Genomic DNA, 20,884 nt, shown 5'->3' with positions numbered 1-20,884 from the left:
ATGGCAAAAAGAACAATTACACAATTAAAAGAATATTTTAAAGTAGGGAAAAGGCCTACAGAAAATCAGTTTGGGGACCTAATAGATAGCTACGTACATGTAGATGCATCATCTGAGTATACAACTTATCTTAATTTTCCGCCAGATTATCAAGTTGGAGACTACGTAGAATTTTTAGAATTTTTCCCGGAAATGGTTAATGCAAGTGGATTTTATGAAGTTTCGATAGCATATACCAGAGGGAATATCGCATCAGCAGCAACTCATATCGCATCAGTTTCGCACTCAAATCCGAATATATGGAGAGAATGTGGAACGGTTAATAAAAACAATTATGTAGGGGATCCAAATGCAAATGGTTTTACGATTGATGTTAATGGCTATTCTCGTAAATTCCGTATCAGAGCTACCAGAATACTTGGAGTTACAAATGAGATTATGTCTCTTGTTATCAAAGTACGGTCAATCAATAAAAATAATGCATGGAATGCTCTTAATAATAAAGGGAATGATTCCTCATCTATTAGATTACAGCCAATGACAAATGATTGGAGCTTACTCGTTGGAGATCAGTCCTCATCAGATTCCGCAAAGGTGGGTTTAAAGGTTACTAAAGATGCAAAACTAGGCGTAGGTACTGCTTCTCCAGAGGCAAAAATTCATGTAAAAGAAAATGAAAATTTAGGAAATGTAAATAGCGTAGCGGCCTTATTTGATAGAAATGAAGCAGCTGGTGGAAGTACTAAAATTAGACTAAAATATCATAGCAGTGCAGATCTGGAGCTTAATTCAGGATATTCCGGCACTGGCTTTATGTATGGCTCTTATAGTGATTTTAATATCATTAATAACGGATTAAGTGATACATACGGAGCAATAAATTTTGTCACAAGTAAGATGACCAGAATGAATATTGCAGGTAATGGAAATGTAGCGATTGGAGCAAATGCATCAAACTCTACACAGCCTTTAACAGTAAGAGGGAGGCAAGGATATAATGATGGTGTACCTACTGATGGAACAAACTCTAAGGCATTATTAAGACTTCAATCCAGTGATAAAGGGTTGGGTGAAGTTTTAGATTTTGGGATGAATATAGGACCTTCTTACGGATGGATACAGCCTCAAAATTCTGATGTAGCTAATGTATTTTATGATTTATCTTTAAATCCTAAAGGAGGAAACGTAGGAATTGGGGTTACTGTACCTGAGGGAGCATTTGATGTACATTTTCCGGGAGAACCTAAAACGATTAAGTTTTTAGACACAATTAATATGCCTGGTACAATGAATTCAATGGTTCGTTTCACATGGTATAATGATACCGCTGATGTAGGAGTGGTTAGAAGTGGGGGGCAAGCAATAGAAGCACTGGCATTAAGAATTAATCAAAAAGAAATTGCGAGATTTACCCCTAATGGTAACGCTGCCTTTCAAGGAAAAGTAGAAGCCAAAAACTTTGTGGTTTCCAATACGCCAACGGCAGACTTTGTTTTTGCAGCAGACTATAATCTGAAATCCATTCAGGATGTAGAAAAATTCATCTCTGAAAAGAATCACCTTCCTGAAATTCCTTCAGCTAAGGAAATGACTGAAAATGGAGTAGAAATTGGAAATTTTCAAATTAAACTTCTTCAGAAAATAGAAGAACTCACTCTTTATCTGATTTCTCAGAATAAGGAAATTGAAAATCTTAAAAAGGTAGTAAATCATGCCTAAAAGAATTATTGCAGAGTTAAAAGAATTCTTCATGGCAGGGAAAAGGCCTACGGAGAAACAATTTGAAGATGTTTTGGATAGTTACGTCCATGTGGATAATCCGGAATTTGTAAAGCCTGAAGATGTGGCAAGTACTAGAGAAGGAATTTTAAAATTTTTCACAACTGATCTTGATCCTAATGCAAATAAAATTTGTCATATAAAATTACCTTACAAAGCAAATACAGATCGTTCCATGTATCATCTTAAAGCTATGGGATATGATTATTCTGGATCGGATATTATTGATGTCATCTGGGTCGGATATTGTTATGAGCCAATTGGAAATTTGATTTATGATAAAACCCATGTTAACGCATCTACGACGATTACTGCTGGGCAGTATGTAGGAACAGATTCACATATATATCTTTGGTTTAAACCAAGTAATACTTACTTTTTATCATTTAAATTAGATTCAATGAGGGTAGGAAACGGCACTTTATTAAAAGAAAATGACGTTCAGCTTATTCTTAGTAATGAATTACAGTTATAAATTTATTGAGTAATACCAGCCCTTTTAAATACTACATTTAAAAGGGCTTTTTCTTTTCATTCAAATAAATAAAATTCCCATCATTTATTAAACTAGTTAAATGTGCAGCATTTTTCGTCAGCCTAAATTTGTCATATCAAAATTAAACAAATAGAAAAAATGGAAAATAGAATTTTAGGACTGCACCATATCACAGCAATTGCTGACAATGCCAAAAGGAATTTAGATTTTTACACGCAGGTTTTGGGACTGAGATTGGTAAAGAAAACCGTCAACTTTGATGATCCGGGAACATATCACTTTTACTTTGGAAACGAAACCGGAACGCCGGGAACAATTCTAACTTTCTTTCCTTGGGAAGGAATTGGAAAAGGAACAAACGGAAGCGGATTGGCAACGCATATTGGATATTCGGTTCCAAAAGGAAGTCTGGAATTTTGGAAGAACCGTTTTCAACAGCTCAATGTAAATGTTGAAGAGGGAGAGATTTTTGGTGAGAAAATGATTTCTTTTAAAGATCCGGACGGATTACAATTACAGTTCATCGAATCATCAACTCCGGATGACAGAAAAGTTTGGACAACCGATGATATTAAAGATGAAAATGCATTGAAAGGTTTCCATAATGTAACATTGACATTGAAAAAAGCAGATCCAACGATCAAAGTGCTGACAGATATTTTAGGCTACGATCTTCAAAAACAGGAAGGTGAAAGATACCGTTTCGCAACAGATTCAATAGAAACGGCAAATTTAATTGATATTATTGAAAATGATAAAATTGTAGCGGGAAGAAACGCTGCGGGAACCAATCATCACATCGCTTTCAGAGTGAAGGATGATAATGTTTTAATGGAATACCGCGAAAAAGTAATGTCTGCAGGATTAAGCATCACTCCAAAAATCGACAGAGATTATTTCTATTCATTATACTTCCGTGAACCGGGTGGCGTTTTATTCGAAATAGCAACCGATAATCCTGGATTCACCGTTGATGAACCTTTAAATGAATTGGGAACCAACTTAAAACTTCCAAAGCAACACGAAGGATTACGTAATAAAATAGCAGAAGCTTTACCGAAGTTATCATAGGTCATTACTCAATTTTAGTAAACGGTATATCTTAGCAACAAGCAACAAGCAACAAGCAACAAGCAACAAGCAACAAGCAACAAGCAACAAGCAACAAGCAACAAGCAAAAAAATAATACAATGGAAAGAACAGAAGTAGTTTTAGGAAATGTAAGAGGAGAAATTCAATTGTTCTCAGACGATAACAAAGCCGGGAAAATGGATATCTCGGTAATCGGAAAAAAATTAACAGTGTATCATACAGAAGTTAATGAAGAATACGCCGGAAAAGGTTTTGCGAAAATATTATTAGAAAAACTGGTTTCCTACGCAAGAGAGAATGACTTGAAAATTGTACCGCTGTGTCCGTACGTTCACGCGCAATTCAAACGCAACCCGGAAGAATATAATGACGTTTGGTTGAAAGAAGAATTGTAAAAATAAATTTACAAAATCAAAGTTTTAACGGAATATTATAACATCTAATTTGTCATTCTGACGAAGGAAGAATCTCTATAAATAGGATAAATTTCATTATAATTAATAGAGATTCTTCATTTTGATCTACTTCATTCAGAATTATAAACCAGACATGACATTGCTGACTGAAACCGGAAATCAAGGCATTCAAATAGCTGTGTGAACGAAAAATATGCACGATAAAATAAAAATCTTGCGTCTTTGCATTAGAATCCATCAACTAGAAACCATCAAAAAATAACAAAAAAACAATGCCACTTATAACAGGACTTCACCACGTTACAGCCATAACAGGCGATGCACAGGAAAACATAGATTTTTACACCGGAGTTTTAGGACTTCGATTAGTAAAAAAGACGGTCAACTTTGATTATTCTGATGTTTATCATTTCTATTTCGGGGACGAATTTGGAACTCCGGGAACTATTATGACCACTTTCCCTTATAGAAAAGGGTTGGTGAATGGAAGACATGGAAAAGGAATGTTGAATACAACGGCTTTTTCAATCTCAATGGATGGACTGGACTATTGGTTGAATCGCCTTGATCAATTTAATATTCCCTACAAACAGCCACAGCAAAGGTTTTCTGGTGAAGCTTTCATTTATCTTGAGGATTTTGACGGATTGGGATTAGAATTGGTTTTTAATGATAAAGATGACCGAAAAGGCTACTATAACGGATTTATCCCGAAAGATTATGCCATCAAAGGAATCCATCACGTAGAAATCTGGTTAGATGCATATGAAAGAACGGCAGCGTTGTTGACAACCCAAATGGATCACAAATTAATCGCTGAAAGTTCAGACAGATTTCGATTTGGAACAGATGATCAGCCGGGAAAATATGTTGATTTGGTTTGTACTCCAAATGCTTTGAAAGGGTTGGCTGGAAGAGGAACCGTTCATCACGTTGCGTTTGCGACGCCCGATGCACAATCTCAGCTTGAAATGATTGACAAATTAAACAAATTCGGCTTGAAGCATACCGAAGTGAAAGACCGAAAGTACTTCACTTCCGTATATTTTAAAGAACCGGGAGGTGTGTTATTTGAAATTGCAACTTCAGGTCCGGGATTCGATATTGATGAAGAGCTAGCATCTCTGGGAGAAGATGTAATGCTTCCGGAACAGTTTGAAGAAAAAAGAGAACATTTGATTGACGTTCTTCCCAAAAATTAATTATCCAACAGAAAAATACAGATAAAATAATGAGTCACATTTTAGATATAAAAACAGCAGGAAAACCTCCAGACCAAGCCGAAAAAGCTTTAATTATGATTCACGGTCGAGGGGGAAGTGCGCAGGATATTTTAAGCTTATCACAACATTTAAATGTTGAAGAGTATGCAATATTAGCACCACAGGCAACGAATGGAAGTTGGTATCCTCTTTCATTTATCGCTCCTGTAGAACAAAACGAACCATGGCTTTCATCAGCCATTGAAATGATTGGGAAGACAGTAAAAATGGCTTTAGAAGCAGGAATTAAAACGGATAATATTTACTTTTTTGGATTTTCTCAAGGCGCCTGTCTTACATTGGAGTTTTTAGCCCGAAATGCACAGAAATTCGGTGGAGCAGTAGCGATTATTGGTGGTGTGATCGGTGATAAAATCAATCGTGAAAACTACAAAGGAGATTTTGCTCAAACTCCAATTTTCTTGGGAACGAGCAATCCGGATTTCCATGTTCCTGTTGAAAGAGTGTATGCTACAGCCAATATTTTAAGAGAAATGAATGCCGATGTTACCGAAAAAGTATATGCTAACTTTGGTCATTCCATTAACGAAGAAGAAATGGAACTAGCGAATACGTTGATTTTTAAATAGAGTTATTTAAACATGAATTGATACGAATGTTTTTCACAAATAAACATGAGATTGTAATCAATAGAAACGGGTTTTAACCCGTTTAACTAAATAGCAAAAATCAATTTGGCTTTAGCCAAAACTTAAAATAAGCTATAAATTTAAACCGACATAGGAAGCTGAAGCGTTAAGAAAATTAAAAATTAATCCGTTAAAAAATTCCCACTGTTCGAAGCGCGAGACAAATTTTGAATCGAAGAACAAATAGTAAATTTGCACAAGTTTTGGGGATTTTAGGATTAAGTTTTAATTTTTAGCATTCAGTTTCCAAGTCTTGAACTTTTGCTTCTTTTGTTTGACTGCGTCGAATCTTTGATTTCAAGACAAAAGAAGTTTAAACAAAAAAACTATGCACGAAGATTTACTACTAATACTCGGACTTTTATTACTCGTCATGCTCCTCGTTATGCTGGCACAGCGTATCAAAATTGCGTATCCCATATTTTTGGTATTGGCGGGATTGGGGATTAGTTTTATTCCCGGAGTTCCGATTTTAAAATTGGATCCGGAGATTATTTTCCTGATTTTTTTGCCCCCACTTTTATACGAAGCAGCTTGGTACACGTCTTGGAATGATTTCTGGAAATGGAAAAGAACAATTTCATTAATGGCTTTCGGTTTGGTGTTTCTGACCTCAATTGTTGTGGCTTTTGCTTCTCAATCTTTAATTCCGGGGTTTACGTTGGCATTAGGATTTTTGTTGGGCGGAATTGTTTCACCACCTGATGCGGTTGCTGCAACAACAGTTTTAAAAGGATTAAAAGTGCCAAAGAGAACCCTTGCGATGTTGGAAGGAGAAAGTTTGATCAACGATGCATCATCATTAATTGTTTTCCGATTTGCTTTAGTAGCGGTGACGACAGGAGCTTTTTCAATGCAGGAAGCGACGGGGAAATTTTTTCTCGTTGCAGGAATGGGAATTGTAGTAGGAATTGTAGGGGCTCACATTTTCTACGCCATTCACAGGTTTTTACCAACAACTCCGGCGATAGATGCGGCATTAACTGTGATGACCCCTTATATTTTATTTCTGAGTGCTGAACATTTTCATTTTTCGGGAGTAATGGCGGTTGTAAGCGGCGGATTATTCATGTCTTTCCGTTCCCATGAAATTTTTAAAACAGGAACTACGAGAATCAATATGACAGGCGTTTGGAATACGTTGATTTTTGTGATGAATGCATTAGTTTTTGTATTAATCGGGCTTGAACTTCCAGATATAATTAATGGCTTTGGGGAGACTTCTTTAATGGAAGGAATCAAATATGGGTTAATCATAAGTTTAATTGTGATTGTAGTCCGTTTATTATGGATCTATCCGGTGGCACATATTCCGAGATGGTTGAGTAAAAAAGTACGAAGAGATCCAAGTCCGGGATGGAAAAATCCATTGATTATCGGTTGGGCAGGAATGCGTGGCGTGGTTTCATTGGCAACGGCTTTGTCGATTCCGGTGATGATGAATGATCAGATCGAATTTCCGATGAGAAATTTAATAATCTTCATTACGTTTATTGTTATTTTTGTGACCTTGGTTTTTCAGGGTTTAACGCTTCCTTTGATTATTAAATTAACCAAAATCGGAGAAATTGATGATATTTTACCTTCGCATGAGCAACAGGCTGGAATTCAGATAAGATTGGATAGTCTGGCAGTTGAAAGGTTGAATGAAAGATATGAGAAGAGCGTAACGAGCAATAGTTTGGTTGAAAATTTCAAAGACAGTTTACAAAACGATATCAAATTACATAAAGGACACTTAAGTTCATTGGAAATGTGTTCCAACAGACAAAATGATTTGAAAGAGTACCATCAGATTATGCTTGATATTTTTGCAATGCAGAGAAAGGAATTGTTTACCATGAAAAGAGAGAAGGTTTTCAGTGATGACGAAATTCGAAAAGCAGAATCTCAATTAGATTTAAATGAATTGAAAATTACGGGAACTAAGCATTTTTAAAAATAAACTTGTTTAAAATTTTGATCACTTAACAATCATCCACAAAGTTTGTCATCCCAGAGGGATCTAAACTTAGTATTAGAAAATTGCATGAAAAGATTTGTGTTTAGATCCTTTCAGGATGACAAACTTGTGGGAATAAATTGAGAAGATAAAAGGAATAACTAAAATAAAAGACATAATGAAAACACTACAATTCCTAGTGATCGGGAAAAATCAGGAAATACTGGATACTTTAAAAAGAATCATAGAAAATAATGAAGGCTGGAAAGCGGAAATTCAAAGTGATGAAAACATTTGTTACAATTATCTCAAAGAAAATCAGGTTGATATTGTACTGTTAAGTTCAGGGTTAGAGGAACAATTTGAAAAAGATATCAAAGTTTTTTGTGAAAATTTAGATCAGGATGTAAAGGTAATCGACCATTATGGCGGAGGAAGCGGATTATTAAAGAATGAAGTTTACGCGCTTTTCCCTAATTTGCAGCCGTAAACTTATTATATGTTTGAAAATATCATCAAAAACGTAACACGATTCATTACTCTTAGTCAAGATGAAGAAAAATTTTTCACAGATTTACTCACTTGCGAGACTGTTCCAAAGAAAACTGTTTTATTAAGAGAAGGAGAAATTTGCCAGTTTGAAGGCTATATCCAAAAAGGTTGTGTGAGGGTATTTTACCTTGATGATAATGGTTTCGAAGTCACTATTTTATTTGCCATTGAAGATTGGTGGACGAGTGACATTGCTTCATTTCAGGAACAGAAACCATCCAAATTCTATATCGAAACACTGGAAGACTCAGAGATTTATATGCTGACTCCCACTGCCAAAGAAAAATTATTAAAAGAATATCCAAAATTTGAAAGAGTGTTCAGAATGTTGGTACAGCGGAATTTATCAACGCTTCAAAACCGTTTGGTGAATACCATTTCAAAAACTGCATCAGACCGATATTTAGAATTTGTAAAAGTATATCCTACAATCCCACAAAGAGTTCCGCAGTATTATATTGCCTCTTATCTTGGGGTTTCAAAAGAATTTGTAAGCACAATCCGGAAAAGATTAGCTTCAAAATAGAAATGGTTTTGTCTTGCTGATTTTACAGATGATGCAGATTTTTTATCCTTAAATATTATAATTATTGTCATAAATAATTACAAATTTTCGGTCAATAGAAACGGGCTTCAGCCCGTTTAAAAAGTATACATTCCATAATATTGGCTTTAGCCAAAACTTAATTATTTTTTAGCGAAAGTTTCCAAGTCTTGAGCTTTTCTTTCTTTTGTTTGACTACGTCGAATCTTCGATTTCAAGACAAAAGAAATTTAATTGGTTGGAATATGCAAAGACGCAAAAATTCACAATTAAAAACGTTTTTGAGGCGCAAGAAAATCAAATATTTTCAACAAATTATCCATAATTAATTTTATCGCAGATAAAATCCTTGCGCCTTATCTATGATTTATAAATAATACCCTTGCGCCTTTGCGTATTCCAACAAAGAATATAATCACATAAAAATACTTAAAAAAAGAAATTTATTAAACTAGTTAAATGCCCAGCATTTTCCATCTCCCTAAATTTGTCCTATCAATAACGAACAAATAACGAATAGATATGGACAGAAAAGATTTTTTAAAGAAAGGATTATTAGGAACAGGAATGTTTGTGGCATCAGCTTCATTGGGAAACACAATGAAAAATGAGATTGATGAGATCGAGCCATTAGAACCAATCGGATACAATCATTTACCCAATCCCGAGTCAAAAATTAAAGATAATTCAGTCATTCATAAAGCAGATTCACGAGGAAAGGCAGATCATGGATGGTTGGTAAGTAATCATACTTTTAGCTTTGCCAATTATCACAATCCGGAAAGAATGCATTTCGGAGTATTGAGAGTCCTTAATGATGATAAAGTGGAGGCTGGAAGAGGTTTTGGAACACATCCCCATGACAATATGGAAATTATCAGCATTCCGTTGGAAGGAGATTTGGAGCATAAAGACAACATGGGAAATTCTGCTATTATCAAAAGTGGAGATATCCAGGTGATGAGTGCCGGAACAGGAATCATGCACAGTGAATTCAATAAAAATGCAGATAGCTTGGTTAAATTTCTTCAAATTTGGGTCTATCCAAATAAGAGAAATGTAACGCCGAGATATGATCAGATTACATTAGATAAAACAAAAAGTAAAAATAGATTTAAGCAAATATTATCTCCAAATGCTGATGACGAAGGCGTTTGGATTCATCAGGATGCTTGGTTTCACTTAGGAAATTTTGACAATACAATTGAAACCAACTATCAGATCAAGAAAAAAGGAAATGGAGTCTATGCCTTTATTTTAAAAGGAAGTGCGGAGATTGAAGGTCAGCCGTTAGAAACGAGAGACGGTTTTGGAGTTTGGGATATTTCAGATTTGAATATTAAAGCAACAGCAGAAAATACGGAGATTCTATTAATGGAAGTTCCAATGACGATGTAATCTGAGGTAAACAAATGGAGAATATAAAACTCACATAAGAATTGAAATCGAAGATTTTCAGAAAGCTTTAGTGATCTTCTCAACAGAATGCTTTTAACTTAAAAATAACTTAAGTGTTAAAATCTTTTGTGGTTAAATTTTTAATGACCTAAATGTTCTATTAAAAATGACACTCAAAAATAATTAATGCTAAAAATTAAAATCATGAAAAATTTCATTTTATCATTTGCAGTAGCTTTATTATCATTGACATTAAGTGCTCAAAATAAAACACCTGTCGGAACATCAAAAAACTGGGGCTCCGTTGACGGAATTTCAATGATCGGATTGGTGCAGGGACCGTCTTCCGCAGATGCTCAACTGCAGGTTGCCTGTGTTTTTGAATATACAGAAAATGACATTCACAACGCTCAGGCTTTGCCTGCCAGCTTGAATGGGTTAGTCCATTTAGATGACGCATTAAAAGGTGAGTTCACCAAGATCAGACAGTCGGGACAGTTTCAGGGACATTCATTAGAAACCATTTTAATTACGTCTCCTACAGGTTCTATGTCAGCAAAAAAACTATTGTTGATTGGCTTGGGTGACCGAAATAAATTCACTCCCGAACTGATGACTTCCGTAGGTGAAGTGGCCGCTCGTGAAGCGATGAGATTAGGCGTAACCAATTTCGCATTTGCCAGCGACCTGAAAGATGCTGGAATTGATTCTCCAACCGCATTAGTAGCCGGAAATGTAGTCAAAGGGATTGTATTGGCTAACCGTTCTGAAACTTATTTAAAAGAACACAAACTTTCAAATACCAAGAAATTAGAAAAAGTATACCTGTTGGCAGGACCGTCTTTCTTTGAAGTAGCAGGTGGTGGAATTAACGATGCGATTGCAGAAGTGAATAAAAAATAATGAAGTTAGATTCATTAATATTGTTGAGGGCTCTCTTTTTTAAGGGAGCTTTTTTTATATTTATCACTTGAATAAAGCTTTTACATGAATTTTTTTTTAAATATATTATTTCAACTATCTTGTTTTTCTCTGTACTTAGGGCAAAATTTAACCGATGATATGTTAATGAATTCAAAGCAGAGTAGATCTGAAAATATTAATCTGCATGGTCCTGTGAAATCTGCATATTGGTATTATACTTATATTTCTGATTCTTTGGGTAATGTTCAAGATCTTCAAAAAGCTAAAGAAGAAGTAATGTATTTCAGCAGAAATATCGGAGGCGCAATTTTTATTTCCTTTGACAATAAAGGAAGAATAATAAAACAGATTCCCAGATACGAGAATTGGATGGATATGACAAAAAAGCCTCTATCAGAAAGGTATGCTATTTTCCATGAATATGACGATAAAGATTTACAACAAAAGAAGAATATTAAAGTTGTAAAATATCCTAAATACTCAATTTATAATGACTATCAATTGGTTAAACAAAATTATGTTTATAAGAATAATATATACCAGAACGACAATAAACAGGTCTTTGGATACGTATATTTGTTAGATCAGCATAAAAGAATAAAGCAAGAAAAGTTTTATTTAGTCTCAGATTCTGATAAGTTTACCTTAAACGAAAAGGATTTAATTAGAAAAACTGAATTTATTTACAATAATAAAGGAAACCTTATCAAACAAAATATTAAACCAGGAATTTCTGGTAAAGAAATGCCTTTTAATGCAGTAGATACGGAAAGTTCTTATTGTCCTGATTTACATTTTTCATATGAATATGATAACCAAGATCGTATTGTAAAAATGACTCTTTATGGCTGCGAAGAAGAAGTTCAAAGTGAGACATATACATACGATTCCAATAAAAACTATATCTCAAAAAATGAAATCTATTTTACATCTTCCTTAAGAAGTAAAGTATATGTTACAAAGAAAACCATCATGTATTATGATGAGTTTGGAAATATAATTCACAAACAATATGTTCCAGAGTTTCCAAATCAAAAGTTGCGAGGCTTCATGTATGAACTTCCAGAGCATACTTACTACAAATATGAGTATGATGAATATAATAATTGGTATAAATGTAAGGTTTATATGAATGGCCAGGATGGCCCTATTACAGCAATAATAGAAAGAGAACTTGAATATTTTAAATAAAAATTTCTACAATAGATAGATTTAAAATGGAAAAATGGATATTAATTTTTATGTGTCTTTTTATTAATGAAATGACTTGTTGTGCACAAAAAATAAAGGATTCTAAAAATAGTATAAAGAAAAGTAGAATGATAATCCCCAATCGTAACATTCGAAATATAGAAATTCCGAATTTAGAACAAATAAATAATCAATTTACAAAAAAGGATTCTATAAATATTAAAAGCCCATCAGGAATAAATATTAAACTAAATAGGGTTACAAAAAATAGCATAAATGATTCAAATTATTCTTTTGAAGAATATGATTCTAAAGGACTTGTTCGGAGAATGTTTATTGAAAATTCAAGACTTTATTCTCTTGAGGAAATTTATAGAAATGAAAATAATGTAATACTAATACATAAAGATTGGGATAATTATAAAAATCGCTCTATTAATATTGATGTAAAATATAGTTATGTATTTTATGATACAGGAGAGTTAAAGAAAATAAAAACTTATTCGGATAATATACCCGTAGGAAATTGGTATGTATATGATAAATCTGGAAATGAAATTTCTAATGTTAATATAGAAAAATATTTCAGAATGTCAGTTCTTCAAGTATTAGAAATAGCCTCCAAAATTGAAATAGATAATCTACCAAGTTATTCTATTGCTAGATTATTTGATAAGAGTCATTCTTATTGGAAATTAGAATACTTTCAATTAGATGGAGGAGTTTCAAGAATATTTTTATTAGATGATTCTAATGGAAAAACTATTTATAATGAATTAAAAACTCACGAACCAGATTATAGAAATTCAGGAATTATTGATTACAATTCTATAATTGAATATATGCGTGATATTTTTGAGCCATTCGAGTAAAATAAAAACAAACCAATTGAAATAGATATATGATCAAAATGTTTGTTACTATTTTTTAGATTATAAGGCAGACTCTTTAATGTATTTTGGAGAGGTAACTTAAGTGAATTAAATAGGATTACCATCAGCTCTATATCATTAATAATTATCAGCAATGTATAATTCTTACACTACAAGATTACTTAATATCCAAAAAAAATCCCGATTTTTGCAACCCTTTCAATAATCCCCGAAATTCATGAAACTTTGTATTGCCGAAAAACCCAGTGTTGCCAGAGATATCGCCAAAGTATTGGGCGCAACCACGCCTAAACAAGGGTATATGGAAGGGAACGGCTATTGTGTAACATGGACGTTCGGACATCTTTGCACCCTGAAAGAACCTCACGACTACGGTCCTCAATATAAATCCTGGAATTTGTTTTTACTGCCCATTATACCAAATAATTTTGGGATCAAACTAATTCCCAATAAAGGCGTTGAAAATCAGTTTAAAGTGATTGAGAGATTGGTGGAAGAGTGTGATGAGGTGATTAACTGTGGGGATGCCGGGCAGGAGGGAGAACTCATTCAGCGTTGGGTATTGCAGAAAGCAAAATGCAACAAACCCATTCAGCGTTTATGGATTTCTTCTCTTACCGAAGAAGCCATTAAAGAAGGTTTTCAAAACCTAAAACCAGCCGAAGATTACAAAAATCTCTATCTCGCAGGAAATGCAAGAGCGATTGGCGATTGGTTATTGGGAATCAACGCGACCCGACTTTTCACTAAAAAATTTGGAGGAAATAAAGTAGTCCTTTCTATTGGAAGAGTGCAGACGCCCACGTTGGCGATGTTGGTTCAGCGTCAGAAAGAAATCGAGGCTTTTAATACCGAAGAATATTGGGAACTGAAAACCAAATACCGTGACGTTATTTTCAACGCAGCGATTGACCGTTTAAAAACATTAGACCGCGCAGAAAAAGGATTGGAATATCTTAAAGTAAACCCTTTTGAGATCGTTTCTTTTGAAATTAAAGAAGGAAAAGAAAAGAATCTAAGGCTTTTTGACCTGACCGGACTTCAGGTGGAAGCCAATAAGAAATACGGTTATTCTGCAGACAGCACTTTAAAATATATTCAAAGTCTTTATGAGAAAAAACATGTGACTTATCCACGTGTTGATACCACCTATTTATCGGAAAGTTTATATCCGAAAATTGAAGGGATTCTTCGAAAAATGTATTTCTATCAGGAACTGATTGCCCCTTTATTAGAAGCACCAATTCCAAAATCGAAAGCAGTTTTTGATGATGCAAAAGTAACGGATCACCATGCGATTATTCCAACGGAAGTTACGCCTTCTCAAAACTTGAGCAGGGAAGAGAAATTGGTGTATGATCTGATTGCCAAACGTTTTATTTCTGTATTTTATCCTGAATGTAAAATTTCAAATACCTTGGTAGAAGGTAAGGTAGGAACCATTCCGTTTAAAACAAGTGGAAGACAGATCCTTGAACCGGGTTGGAGAGCAGTTTATGCAAAAGATGCCAAAGAAGAACCTGCTGATAAAGAAAAAGATAAGGAAGAGGAACAAACGATTCCTGAATTCGTTGCCGGAGAAACCGGACCCCATGATCCGATGATTCATCAGGGTAAAACTTCGCCACCCAAGCCTTACACGGAAGCAACGCTTCTGAGAGCAATGGAAACTGCCGGAAAACAGGTGGAAGACGAAGAACTTCGTGAACTTTTAAAAAATAACGGGATCGGAAGACCATCCACCCGAGCCAATATCATAGAAACGCTTTTCAAACGACAGTATATTGAAAAGAAAAGAAAAAATCTAATTGCTACACAGACCGGAATTCAATTGATTGATACGATTGAAGATGAATTACTGAAAAGCCCTGAATTAACGGGGGAATGGGAATTAAAACTTCGCAAAATTGAAAGTGGTGAATATGAAGCCAATCAGTTTAAAGAAGAATTGATCCAAATGGTGACGGAGTTGACCAAAAAAGTGGTAGACGGAAAAGGAAAAGTCATCATGTTGCAGGAAGAAGAAAAAGTAGTTGAAAAGAAAAAGAGGGAACCTGCGGTAAAAAAAGAACTTCAGACTTGGGAAGAAACTAAGTGTCCGAAGTGTAAAGAACATAATTTAATCAAAGGAAAAACCGCTGTCGGCTGTTCTGATTTTAAAAATTGTGGCTTTAAAATCTCTTTCGATATTTTCGGGAAAAAGATTTCAGATAAACAACTTTTAGATTTAGTATTAAAAGGAAAAACTTCAAAGCTAAAAGGGTTTACAACACATCCGGAAAGTTTAGTAGAAGGAGTTTTATTGTTGTCTGATGATTTTCAGGTTGAGCTTAACTAAGTTTCAAACACAAATAACACGAATGTTCTTCACGAATAACACAAACATTATTTTCAACAATATCAATAGGAACGGGCTTTAGCCCGTTTTCATTTTAAATACGTTCAATTGGCTTTAGCCAAAACTTAACTAACCTTTCTTAATGTTTAAAAAATCTAACCATTAAGTTTATATTAAGCGATTAAGATTATTAAGTTTAAACTTTGTTTTAAGATTTGTGTCATTTGTTTGAAATATTTGTGCCATTTGTGTTTAAATTTACCCTTCAAATAATAATCAATGACCCCCGAAAAAAAACAACTCATCACTGACAGTTTCAACCGTTCAGAAACCTTAAAATTCTACAAAGCAGAATTACTGGAAGTTGATACTGATTTCATTTCCATGAAAATTCCAAAAATGGAATTAATGACCAGAAAAGCAGGAATGTTCAACGGGGCAATGATTGCTTCTTTGGTGGATGTTTCTTCAGGATATGCGGCGGTGAGCCATTATGAACAAGATTGTTATGTTGTGACGGTGGAATTAAAAGTTAATTATTTACGTCCTGCAATGGGTGATGCTTTGGTTTCAAAATCTTATGTGATAAAAGGAGGTGCAAAGATCAGCGTCATCAGAACAGAAATTTATGTTGTTGATGAAAATGGAGGTTCAGAAAGTCATGTGGCAACTTCATTGGTTACGATGATGAAGATAAAATAAGTATTTTTATTCGATTAAGGATATTTCACTAAATCAACTAACTCCAGAGGATTGTTTTCTTTTTTGAGCTTTTCTTGTTCCTGTTTTACAGATTCTTTAAGGTTAGCTTGAACGGGCTCACCAGAGTCCCCACGGGTAATCATCATTCCTTCGCCGGCTCTTATTTCTTTGAAAGGATCACTGTAATAATCTAGCTTTAGTTTCTGCAATTGCTTTTTGGTGGTTTTTATAGATCTGCTATTCCATGAAAAATTCTTTTGTTCAGGTTTCATTTTTTCTAAGCCAGTGAGTTCAAAGTCAAAATTATTTTTAGTCTCATTAATTTTTATGATTAAACCGGGCAATCCACTGAAAATATAAGGTCCGTTATTAATGGCAACTTCTGTTGAAAACCATGCTTCCCATTGGCGACCGGAAAAGCTGAGAGTAGCTTTCTGACAGTTATAAGTGCCAATCTTCTTTTTCTCATTTTCTATTTTCCAGTTAAGAATGGGAGTATCTTTAATTTCATAGGTATTCATCCCGATAGAAGTTGTTTTGCTGATTTCTTTTGAAGAATTATTTTTTACAGTCAAGATATATTCAAAAGGTTCCCCATCGTAAGTGATTTCTGTATTTACGGCTGCTGAGGTTTCTCTACTTCCTGTTTGTAGATCTGAAGGAGAATAAAAAAATGATTTGTTTTTATTGATTTCCAACACCATGTTTTTAGTGCTAAGTTTACTGTCTGTAGAGTCTTTTTTATACGATAATTTGTAATAGATTTTATAATTCTGAGCATTACAGAAATTGAAAAGGATGATGGTAAAAAGGACAACGTAATTTTTCATTATTTGAATTTTTCATCAATAAAAGTACTTCAATAAATAATAGGTTGCATGTTAATTAACTGTTTTTTAACTAATTGTATTGGTTTTAAAATGAGTAAGCCTGAACAGAAAATTGCAGATACGCATTATTCCCAACAGGATTCCACATTCCCCAGATTCCGACAGGAAGTTTATAGCCAGCAATGATGAAAGTTTTGGAAACAATTAAACTCACCTCAGTAATACCATCTTTTTTAGCAAAGAAATTACTGTCTTCTCCTGCATGATTGAGGGAGAAACCATAGCCAACTCTTGTACGGACTTCCAGGTTTTCATCTTCTTTTTTATAAACTGGATATTCCGCAGAAACAAAAGACGAATATTTGTTTTCGGTGTTGTCTTTATTCCTGTCTCTACCGAAAATTACAGTGTTGGCACTTAAGGTTAAAGGAATTTTATCACTGATGGTGTAATAGGATCTCAAATCCCAGAAACGGCCGGTTTCGCTGGCATTATAATTGAAAAATTCTTTGTTGTTGTAAGTGGCATTGGGTGAGAAATTATAAATGTCCCAAAGTTCTACCGTAAGATGTTTATTTTTATAACCAATATAATTGTTGAATTCTTTGTAAGAGCCATCTACATTTCCTCCGGTCCAAAATCCGCCATAGAAATTTTTACCGTCTATGTGAATATCTCCTGTATAAACTAAGCCTGAAGAAACTTCTAAACCACGCCACAAATGACTGTTTCTAAGTTGTAGGGCAGAATGGATTTTTTGACTATAAAGCAATGAGCTTCCAATAATAATGCTGAACATTATCAATAATTTAGTTCTGATCATGATGTTGTGTGTTTTTATTTGATAAGTAGCATTCCACATCCGATAAGTAAATACCGGATTATAGAATGTACTGTTGAAAATTAAAGGGTTAGTTAAGTAAGTCTTTTTCTCTGATTTTTGATCCAAATAGAGCGTAGGATAACATCAGTAATTCGCAAACTACAGTTAATATCCAGGTCCATCTCCAAGATCCTAAAGCATCTGCCAGCCCACCTTGAACAAGAGTAAATACAGCTCCGCCAAATACCGCTGAGATAAATACGCCGGATGCTTTTGAAGTATATTTATTCCATCCTTTTATTGAAAGAGAATAGATACAGCTCCACATAGAGGAATGTAAAAGGCCAATAGCAACAAGAAACCAAAGATTTTGAGTGATCATGGATACTATGGCAAGAATGGTGGCAAGGATAGTCGTAGTAGCCAATTGTGTTTTAGCAGAAATATGACTCAGAAAACTTGAAATAGATCTTCCAACTAAAAACCCTCCCCAATATAAAGTGGACAATAAAGCATGGATTCCTAGGTCCATCCCACCAATCATAATATCTGTTTTTCCGAAGAACGTGATGGGATGCCCGGATTCCATTAATTCAAAAGCATGGAGATTGATATTAGCTCCAATTGCAACTTCTGTTCCCACATAAAAGAAAATAGCCACAACGCCCAATGCAAAATGTCTGAATGACCAAATACTTCTTTCCAGTTTTTCTCCTGCCACGGCTCTCGTATTTTCAATATCCGGAAGGTGCAGTTTTCTGGTGATGAGCATAACCGTTAAAATACAGGCAATTAAAACAGAAAGGGGCAGTAATAATTGTTTGATCTCTATGTTTTCAATAGAAATTCCGCTGAACATCACAACAGTTACAAAAAAAGGAGCAGAAGTGGTTCCTATGGAATTAATTGCTGTTAAAATATTTAATCGCTGTACAGGTTGTGTCCCTTTTAACTGATAAGAAGCTGCATAAGGATTCACTACCACCTGAATGATTGCTGCTGAAGTTCCCATTAAATAAGATCCTACAACGAAAATGATAAATCCAAAAGGAATTACAGCATCAGCAATACTAAAGTCAAGATCAGGAAATTTAAAACCAAACCAAGATGAGAATAAGTACATAAAAAGTCCTGAGATCATAAATAAAAGTCCTCTCAGAATGGTGTTTTTATATCCAAAAGCATTTACCCATTTGCTTCCTAATGTTCCGTTCAGAAGATATCCTAAAAAGAAAAAAAAGGAGATTAAGGTAGTGAAAGTATTCTTTAAACTTCCTGCATGAGATAAGAAAGTGAATTTCAAAGGTGCCTGCAGCTGCTCATTGACGGTTGTTAAAAAACCGACAATAAAGTAGATGAAAGTAATAATAGCAAAAGGGAATATACTGGTATTCGTTTTTGTATCAAGGGGTTTGGTATCTGAATTGACTATCATAAGTGTTTGTTTTTTTATATTATTGATTTTAATACCTGAGTAGCTCCCTGATTTTTAATTTCACTCACGAATCTTTCATAGACTTGAATAAATGATTCTGATTCTTTTAAGTCTATACTTTTAAAAGCAGATAAACCTAAGAAGTCAATAGCGTTGTCACTTGAAATAAGTTTTTCATCATTTTCAGTAATCCAAGGTTCTGCAACTTCATAAGAATGTCCTTTATCATCCACCTTATATTTTAGATAATGTCTGTAAGATGCAAATAGAAAAGCTACACGGATGAGGTCTTTATCATCATTAATCATTTTGATGAGATTCGGCATAATGTAAACCGGGAATTTAGAAACTCCGTCAAAACACAATCTGCTTACCTGATCGCTCACACTGTGATTTGAAAATCGCTCTATCAAAGTTTGTTTGTATTTTTCCAGATCAGTATTTTCAGGAGCTGGAACATAAGGGGTAATATCAATATCCATAAAATTACGGACCAATTTGATAATGTCCTGATCCTGCATAGCTTCATCTACTTTTCGGTATCCTTTTAAAAAAGAAGGGTAGGAAAGTAGGGTATGGGAAGCATTCAAAAGGCTTAATTTCATATTTTCAAAAGCCGTTACATCCTGAGTAAATTCTACTCCAACTTTTTCCCAAGCAGGTCTTCCCGCGATAAATTGATCTTCAATCACCCATTGCGTAAAATCTTCACAGTAAACAGGAGCTTTATCCTCAGTTCCGCTTTTTTCATTCAATCTAATAACGTCTTCCGGAGTGGTGGCTGGCGTAATTCTATCCACCATACTGTTAGGGAAAGTAACGTTGGTTTTTACCCATTCTGCCAACTCTTTATCCTGTGCTTCAATGAAAGTGGTAAAAGCTCTTTTTGCTGTATTACCGTTGTGTTGAAGGTTGTCACAAGAAAGAATGGTAATGCTTCCGTTTCCGTCTTCTTTTCTTTTACGAAGTCCTTCTGCAACAAACCCGAAAACAGTTGTTGGACTGCTCGGATTTTCCAGATCATATTTAATTTTTTCATCATTTAAATTAAATGCATTCGTTTCTTTATCCAAATTATATCCTCCTTCAGTAATCGTTAAGGTGATGATTTTGATCGCTGGATTTGCAATTTTATTGATCACCGCTTTTGGGTCTTCTATACCCCAAATTAATTCTGTTAAAGAACCGATATTGTGTATTTCATCTTTGCCGTTTCTGCCACAAATCGTTAAAGTATAGTCAAGATGTTGAGACCTTAAATTGGTTACAATTTTTTCATCAGAAGGAAGTAGACAAACACCACAGATTCCCCAATGCTGCTGGTCTTCATACTTCAATAATTCATTGGTATAAAACTGTTGGTGGGCTCTGTGAAAATTCCCTACCCCAATGTGCAGAATACCTGATTGTATGTTTTTGGAATCGTATTGATAAGCTTGTATACTCATGTGAAAAATTTTATATATTTTTTTAATATTAGTCGATTTCTCAAACTTATATTAATTTGGTTATTGATAATGTTTTTTATTTGATTTTTTTTTATGGGAACGTTCCCAAAACTTTGGGAACGTTCCCATTTGCATATTTTTTATGTATTTTTGATGAAAATATATCTA

Annotated in this window: 19 protein-coding genes; 15 read left to right on the top strand and 4 right to left on the bottom strand. The window is 34.3% G+C overall.

Translation table 11 applies throughout. The annotated features are described in order from the left end of the window. The 15 genes from BUB80_RS06100 (at position 1) to BUB80_RS06025 (ending at position 16,180) form a co-directional block, all read left to right on the top strand. Entirely contained in the window at positions 1-1,719 is a 1,719-nt protein-coding gene (locus BUB80_RS06100; protein ID WP_073291879.1) for a hypothetical protein, read from the top strand. After that, positions 1,712-2,254, top strand: a complete 543-nt coding sequence (locus tag BUB80_RS06095; protein ID WP_073291878.1) for a hypothetical protein — start codon at positions 1,712-1,714, stop codon at positions 2,252-2,254. The genes BUB80_RS06100 and BUB80_RS06095 overlap by 8 nt, the downstream gene beginning before the upstream one ends. Before the next feature lie 159 nt (positions 2,255-2,413). Then, a complete protein-coding gene (locus tag BUB80_RS06090; protein WP_073291876.1) occupies positions 2,414-3,346 on the top strand; it encodes a ring-cleaving dioxygenase in 933 nt (310 codons plus the stop codon). Positions 3,347-3,466: 120 nt separating this feature from the next. After that, entirely contained in the window at positions 3,467-3,763 is a 297-nt protein-coding gene (locus BUB80_RS06085; RefSeq protein ID WP_073291875.1) for a GNAT family N-acetyltransferase, read from the top strand. A gap of 293 nt (positions 3,764-4,056) precedes the next feature. Then, positions 4,057-4,986, top strand: coding sequence for a VOC family protein (locus BUB80_RS06075; RefSeq protein ID WP_073291870.1), 930 nt, complete (start codon positions 4,057-4,059; stop codon positions 4,984-4,986). 29 nt (positions 4,987-5,015) lie between these two features. After that, a complete protein-coding gene (locus tag BUB80_RS06070) occupies positions 5,016-5,636 on the top strand; it encodes an alpha/beta hydrolase (protein ID WP_073291869.1) in 621 nt (206 codons plus the stop codon). Between the two features lie 388 nt (positions 5,637-6,024). Beyond that, positions 6,025-7,635: a Na+/H+ antiporter gene (locus tag BUB80_RS06065; RefSeq protein ID WP_073291867.1), complete on the top strand. Its 1,611-nt coding sequence runs from the start codon at positions 6,025-6,027 to the stop codon at positions 7,633-7,635. 181 nt (positions 7,636-7,816) lie between these two features. After that, positions 7,817-8,128 (top strand): hypothetical protein, encoded by a 312-nt coding sequence (locus BUB80_RS06060; RefSeq protein WP_073291865.1) that lies wholly within the window; start codon positions 7,817-7,819, stop codon positions 8,126-8,128. Positions 8,129-8,137: 9 nt separating this feature from the next. Continuing rightward, on the top strand, positions 8,138-8,716 hold the full coding sequence (locus BUB80_RS06055; RefSeq protein ID WP_073291864.1) for a Crp/Fnr family transcriptional regulator: 579 nt from the start codon (positions 8,138-8,140) through the stop codon (positions 8,714-8,716). Positions 8,717-9,256: 540 nt separating this feature from the next. Continuing rightward, entirely contained in the window at positions 9,257-10,132 is an 876-nt protein-coding gene (locus tag BUB80_RS06050; protein ID WP_073291862.1) for a pirin family protein, read from the top strand. Between the two features lie 204 nt (positions 10,133-10,336). Further along, positions 10,337-11,035 (top strand): M17 family peptidase N-terminal domain-containing protein, encoded by a 699-nt coding sequence (locus BUB80_RS06045; RefSeq protein ID WP_228433699.1) that lies wholly within the window; start codon positions 10,337-10,339, stop codon positions 11,033-11,035. A gap of 165 nt (positions 11,036-11,200) precedes the next feature. Continuing rightward, complete coding sequence (locus tag BUB80_RS06040) at positions 11,201-12,247, top strand: hypothetical protein (protein WP_139262564.1); 1,047 nt, start codon at positions 11,201-11,203, stop codon at positions 12,245-12,247. A gap of 26 nt (positions 12,248-12,273) precedes the next feature. Further along, positions 12,274-13,119, top strand: coding sequence for a hypothetical protein (locus tag BUB80_RS06035; RefSeq protein WP_139262561.1), 846 nt, complete (start codon positions 12,274-12,276; stop codon positions 13,117-13,119). Between the two features lie 238 nt (positions 13,120-13,357). Then, positions 13,358-15,478, top strand: a complete 2,121-nt coding sequence (locus BUB80_RS06030; RefSeq protein WP_073291854.1) for a type IA DNA topoisomerase — start codon at positions 13,358-13,360, stop codon at positions 15,476-15,478. A gap of 279 nt (positions 15,479-15,757) precedes the next feature. After that, positions 15,758-16,180 (top strand): PaaI family thioesterase, encoded by a 423-nt coding sequence (locus BUB80_RS06025; RefSeq protein WP_073291852.1) that lies wholly within the window; start codon positions 15,758-15,760, stop codon positions 16,178-16,180. 14 nt (positions 16,181-16,194) lie between these two features. Here the strand turns inward: BUB80_RS06025 and BUB80_RS06020 are convergent, their stop codons facing one another. The 4 genes from BUB80_RS06020 to BUB80_RS06005 all read right to left on the bottom strand — a co-directional run bounded on the left by BUB80_RS06020 (position 16,195) and on the right by BUB80_RS06005 (position 20,716). Next, positions 16,195-17,010: a GLPGLI family protein gene (locus tag BUB80_RS06020; protein ID WP_073291851.1), complete on the bottom strand. Its 816-nt coding sequence runs from the start codon at positions 17,008-17,010 to the stop codon at positions 16,195-16,197. An 85-nt stretch (positions 17,011-17,095) separates the two neighbouring features. Beyond that, positions 17,096-17,833, bottom strand: coding sequence for a hypothetical protein (locus tag BUB80_RS06015; RefSeq protein WP_073291987.1), 738 nt, complete (start codon positions 17,831-17,833; stop codon positions 17,096-17,098). Between the two features lie 88 nt (positions 17,834-17,921). Beyond that, positions 17,922-19,268: an MFS transporter gene (locus BUB80_RS06010; RefSeq protein WP_073291849.1), complete on the bottom strand. Its 1,347-nt coding sequence runs from the start codon at positions 19,266-19,268 to the stop codon at positions 17,922-17,924. 14 nt (positions 19,269-19,282) lie between these two features. Then, positions 19,283-20,716 (bottom strand): mannitol dehydrogenase family protein, encoded by a 1,434-nt coding sequence (locus BUB80_RS06005; protein ID WP_073291847.1) that lies wholly within the window; start codon positions 20,714-20,716, stop codon positions 19,283-19,285. Positions 20,717-20,884 lie beyond the last annotated feature (168 nt).

Origin of the sequence: Chryseobacterium polytrichastri, assembly GCF_900142445.1 — a bacterium.
Classification (GTDB): domain Bacteria; phylum Bacteroidota; class Bacteroidia; order Flavobacteriales; family Weeksellaceae; genus Chryseobacterium; species Chryseobacterium polytrichastri.
This window is presented reverse-complemented; position numbering and strand designations above follow the sequence as displayed.

Coding starts and splice junctions, on each gene's coding strand:
- BUB80_RS06100 (WP_073291879.1), top strand. CDS start 1: ATGGCAAAAAGAACAATTACACAATTAAAAGAATATTTTAAAGTAGGG.
- BUB80_RS06095 (WP_073291878.1), top strand. CDS start 1,712: ATGCCTAAAAGAATTATTGCAGAGTTAAAAGAATTCTTCATGGCAGGG.
- BUB80_RS06090 (WP_073291876.1), top strand. CDS start 2,414: ATGGAAAATAGAATTTTAGGACTGCACCATATCACAGCAATTGCTGAC.
- BUB80_RS06085 (WP_073291875.1), top strand. CDS start 3,467: ATGGAAAGAACAGAAGTAGTTTTAGGAAATGTAAGAGGAGAAATTCAA.
- BUB80_RS06075 (WP_073291870.1), top strand. CDS start 4,057: ATGCCACTTATAACAGGACTTCACCACGTTACAGCCATAACAGGCGAT.
- BUB80_RS06070 (WP_073291869.1), top strand. CDS start 5,016: ATGAGTCACATTTTAGATATAAAAACAGCAGGAAAACCTCCAGACCAA.
- BUB80_RS06065 (WP_073291867.1), top strand. CDS start 6,025: ATGCACGAAGATTTACTACTAATACTCGGACTTTTATTACTCGTCATG.
- BUB80_RS06060 (WP_073291865.1), top strand. CDS start 7,817: ATGAAAACACTACAATTCCTAGTGATCGGGAAAAATCAGGAAATACTG.
- BUB80_RS06055 (WP_073291864.1), top strand. CDS start 8,138: ATGTTTGAAAATATCATCAAAAACGTAACACGATTCATTACTCTTAGT.
- BUB80_RS06050 (WP_073291862.1), top strand. CDS start 9,257: ATGGACAGAAAAGATTTTTTAAAGAAAGGATTATTAGGAACAGGAATG.
- BUB80_RS06045 (WP_228433699.1), top strand. CDS start 10,337: ATGAAAAATTTCATTTTATCATTTGCAGTAGCTTTATTATCATTGACA.
- BUB80_RS06040 (WP_139262564.1), top strand. CDS start 11,201: ATGAATTCAAAGCAGAGTAGATCTGAAAATATTAATCTGCATGGTCCT.
- BUB80_RS06035 (WP_139262561.1), top strand. CDS start 12,274: ATGGAAAAATGGATATTAATTTTTATGTGTCTTTTTATTAATGAAATG.
- BUB80_RS06030 (WP_073291854.1), top strand. CDS start 13,358: ATGAAACTTTGTATTGCCGAAAAACCCAGTGTTGCCAGAGATATCGCC.
- BUB80_RS06025 (WP_073291852.1), top strand. CDS start 15,758: ATGACCCCCGAAAAAAAACAACTCATCACTGACAGTTTCAACCGTTCA.
- BUB80_RS06020 (WP_073291851.1), bottom strand. CDS start 17,010: ATGAAAAATTACGTTGTCCTTTTTACCATCATCCTTTTCAATTTCTGT.
- BUB80_RS06015 (WP_073291987.1), bottom strand. CDS start 17,833: ATGATCAGAACTAAATTATTGATAATGTTCAGCATTATTATTGGAAGC.
- BUB80_RS06010 (WP_073291849.1), bottom strand. CDS start 19,268: ATGATAGTCAATTCAGATACCAAACCCCTTGATACAAAAACGAATACC.
- BUB80_RS06005 (WP_073291847.1), bottom strand. CDS start 20,716: ATGAGTATACAAGCTTATCAATACGATTCCAAAAACATACAATCAGGT.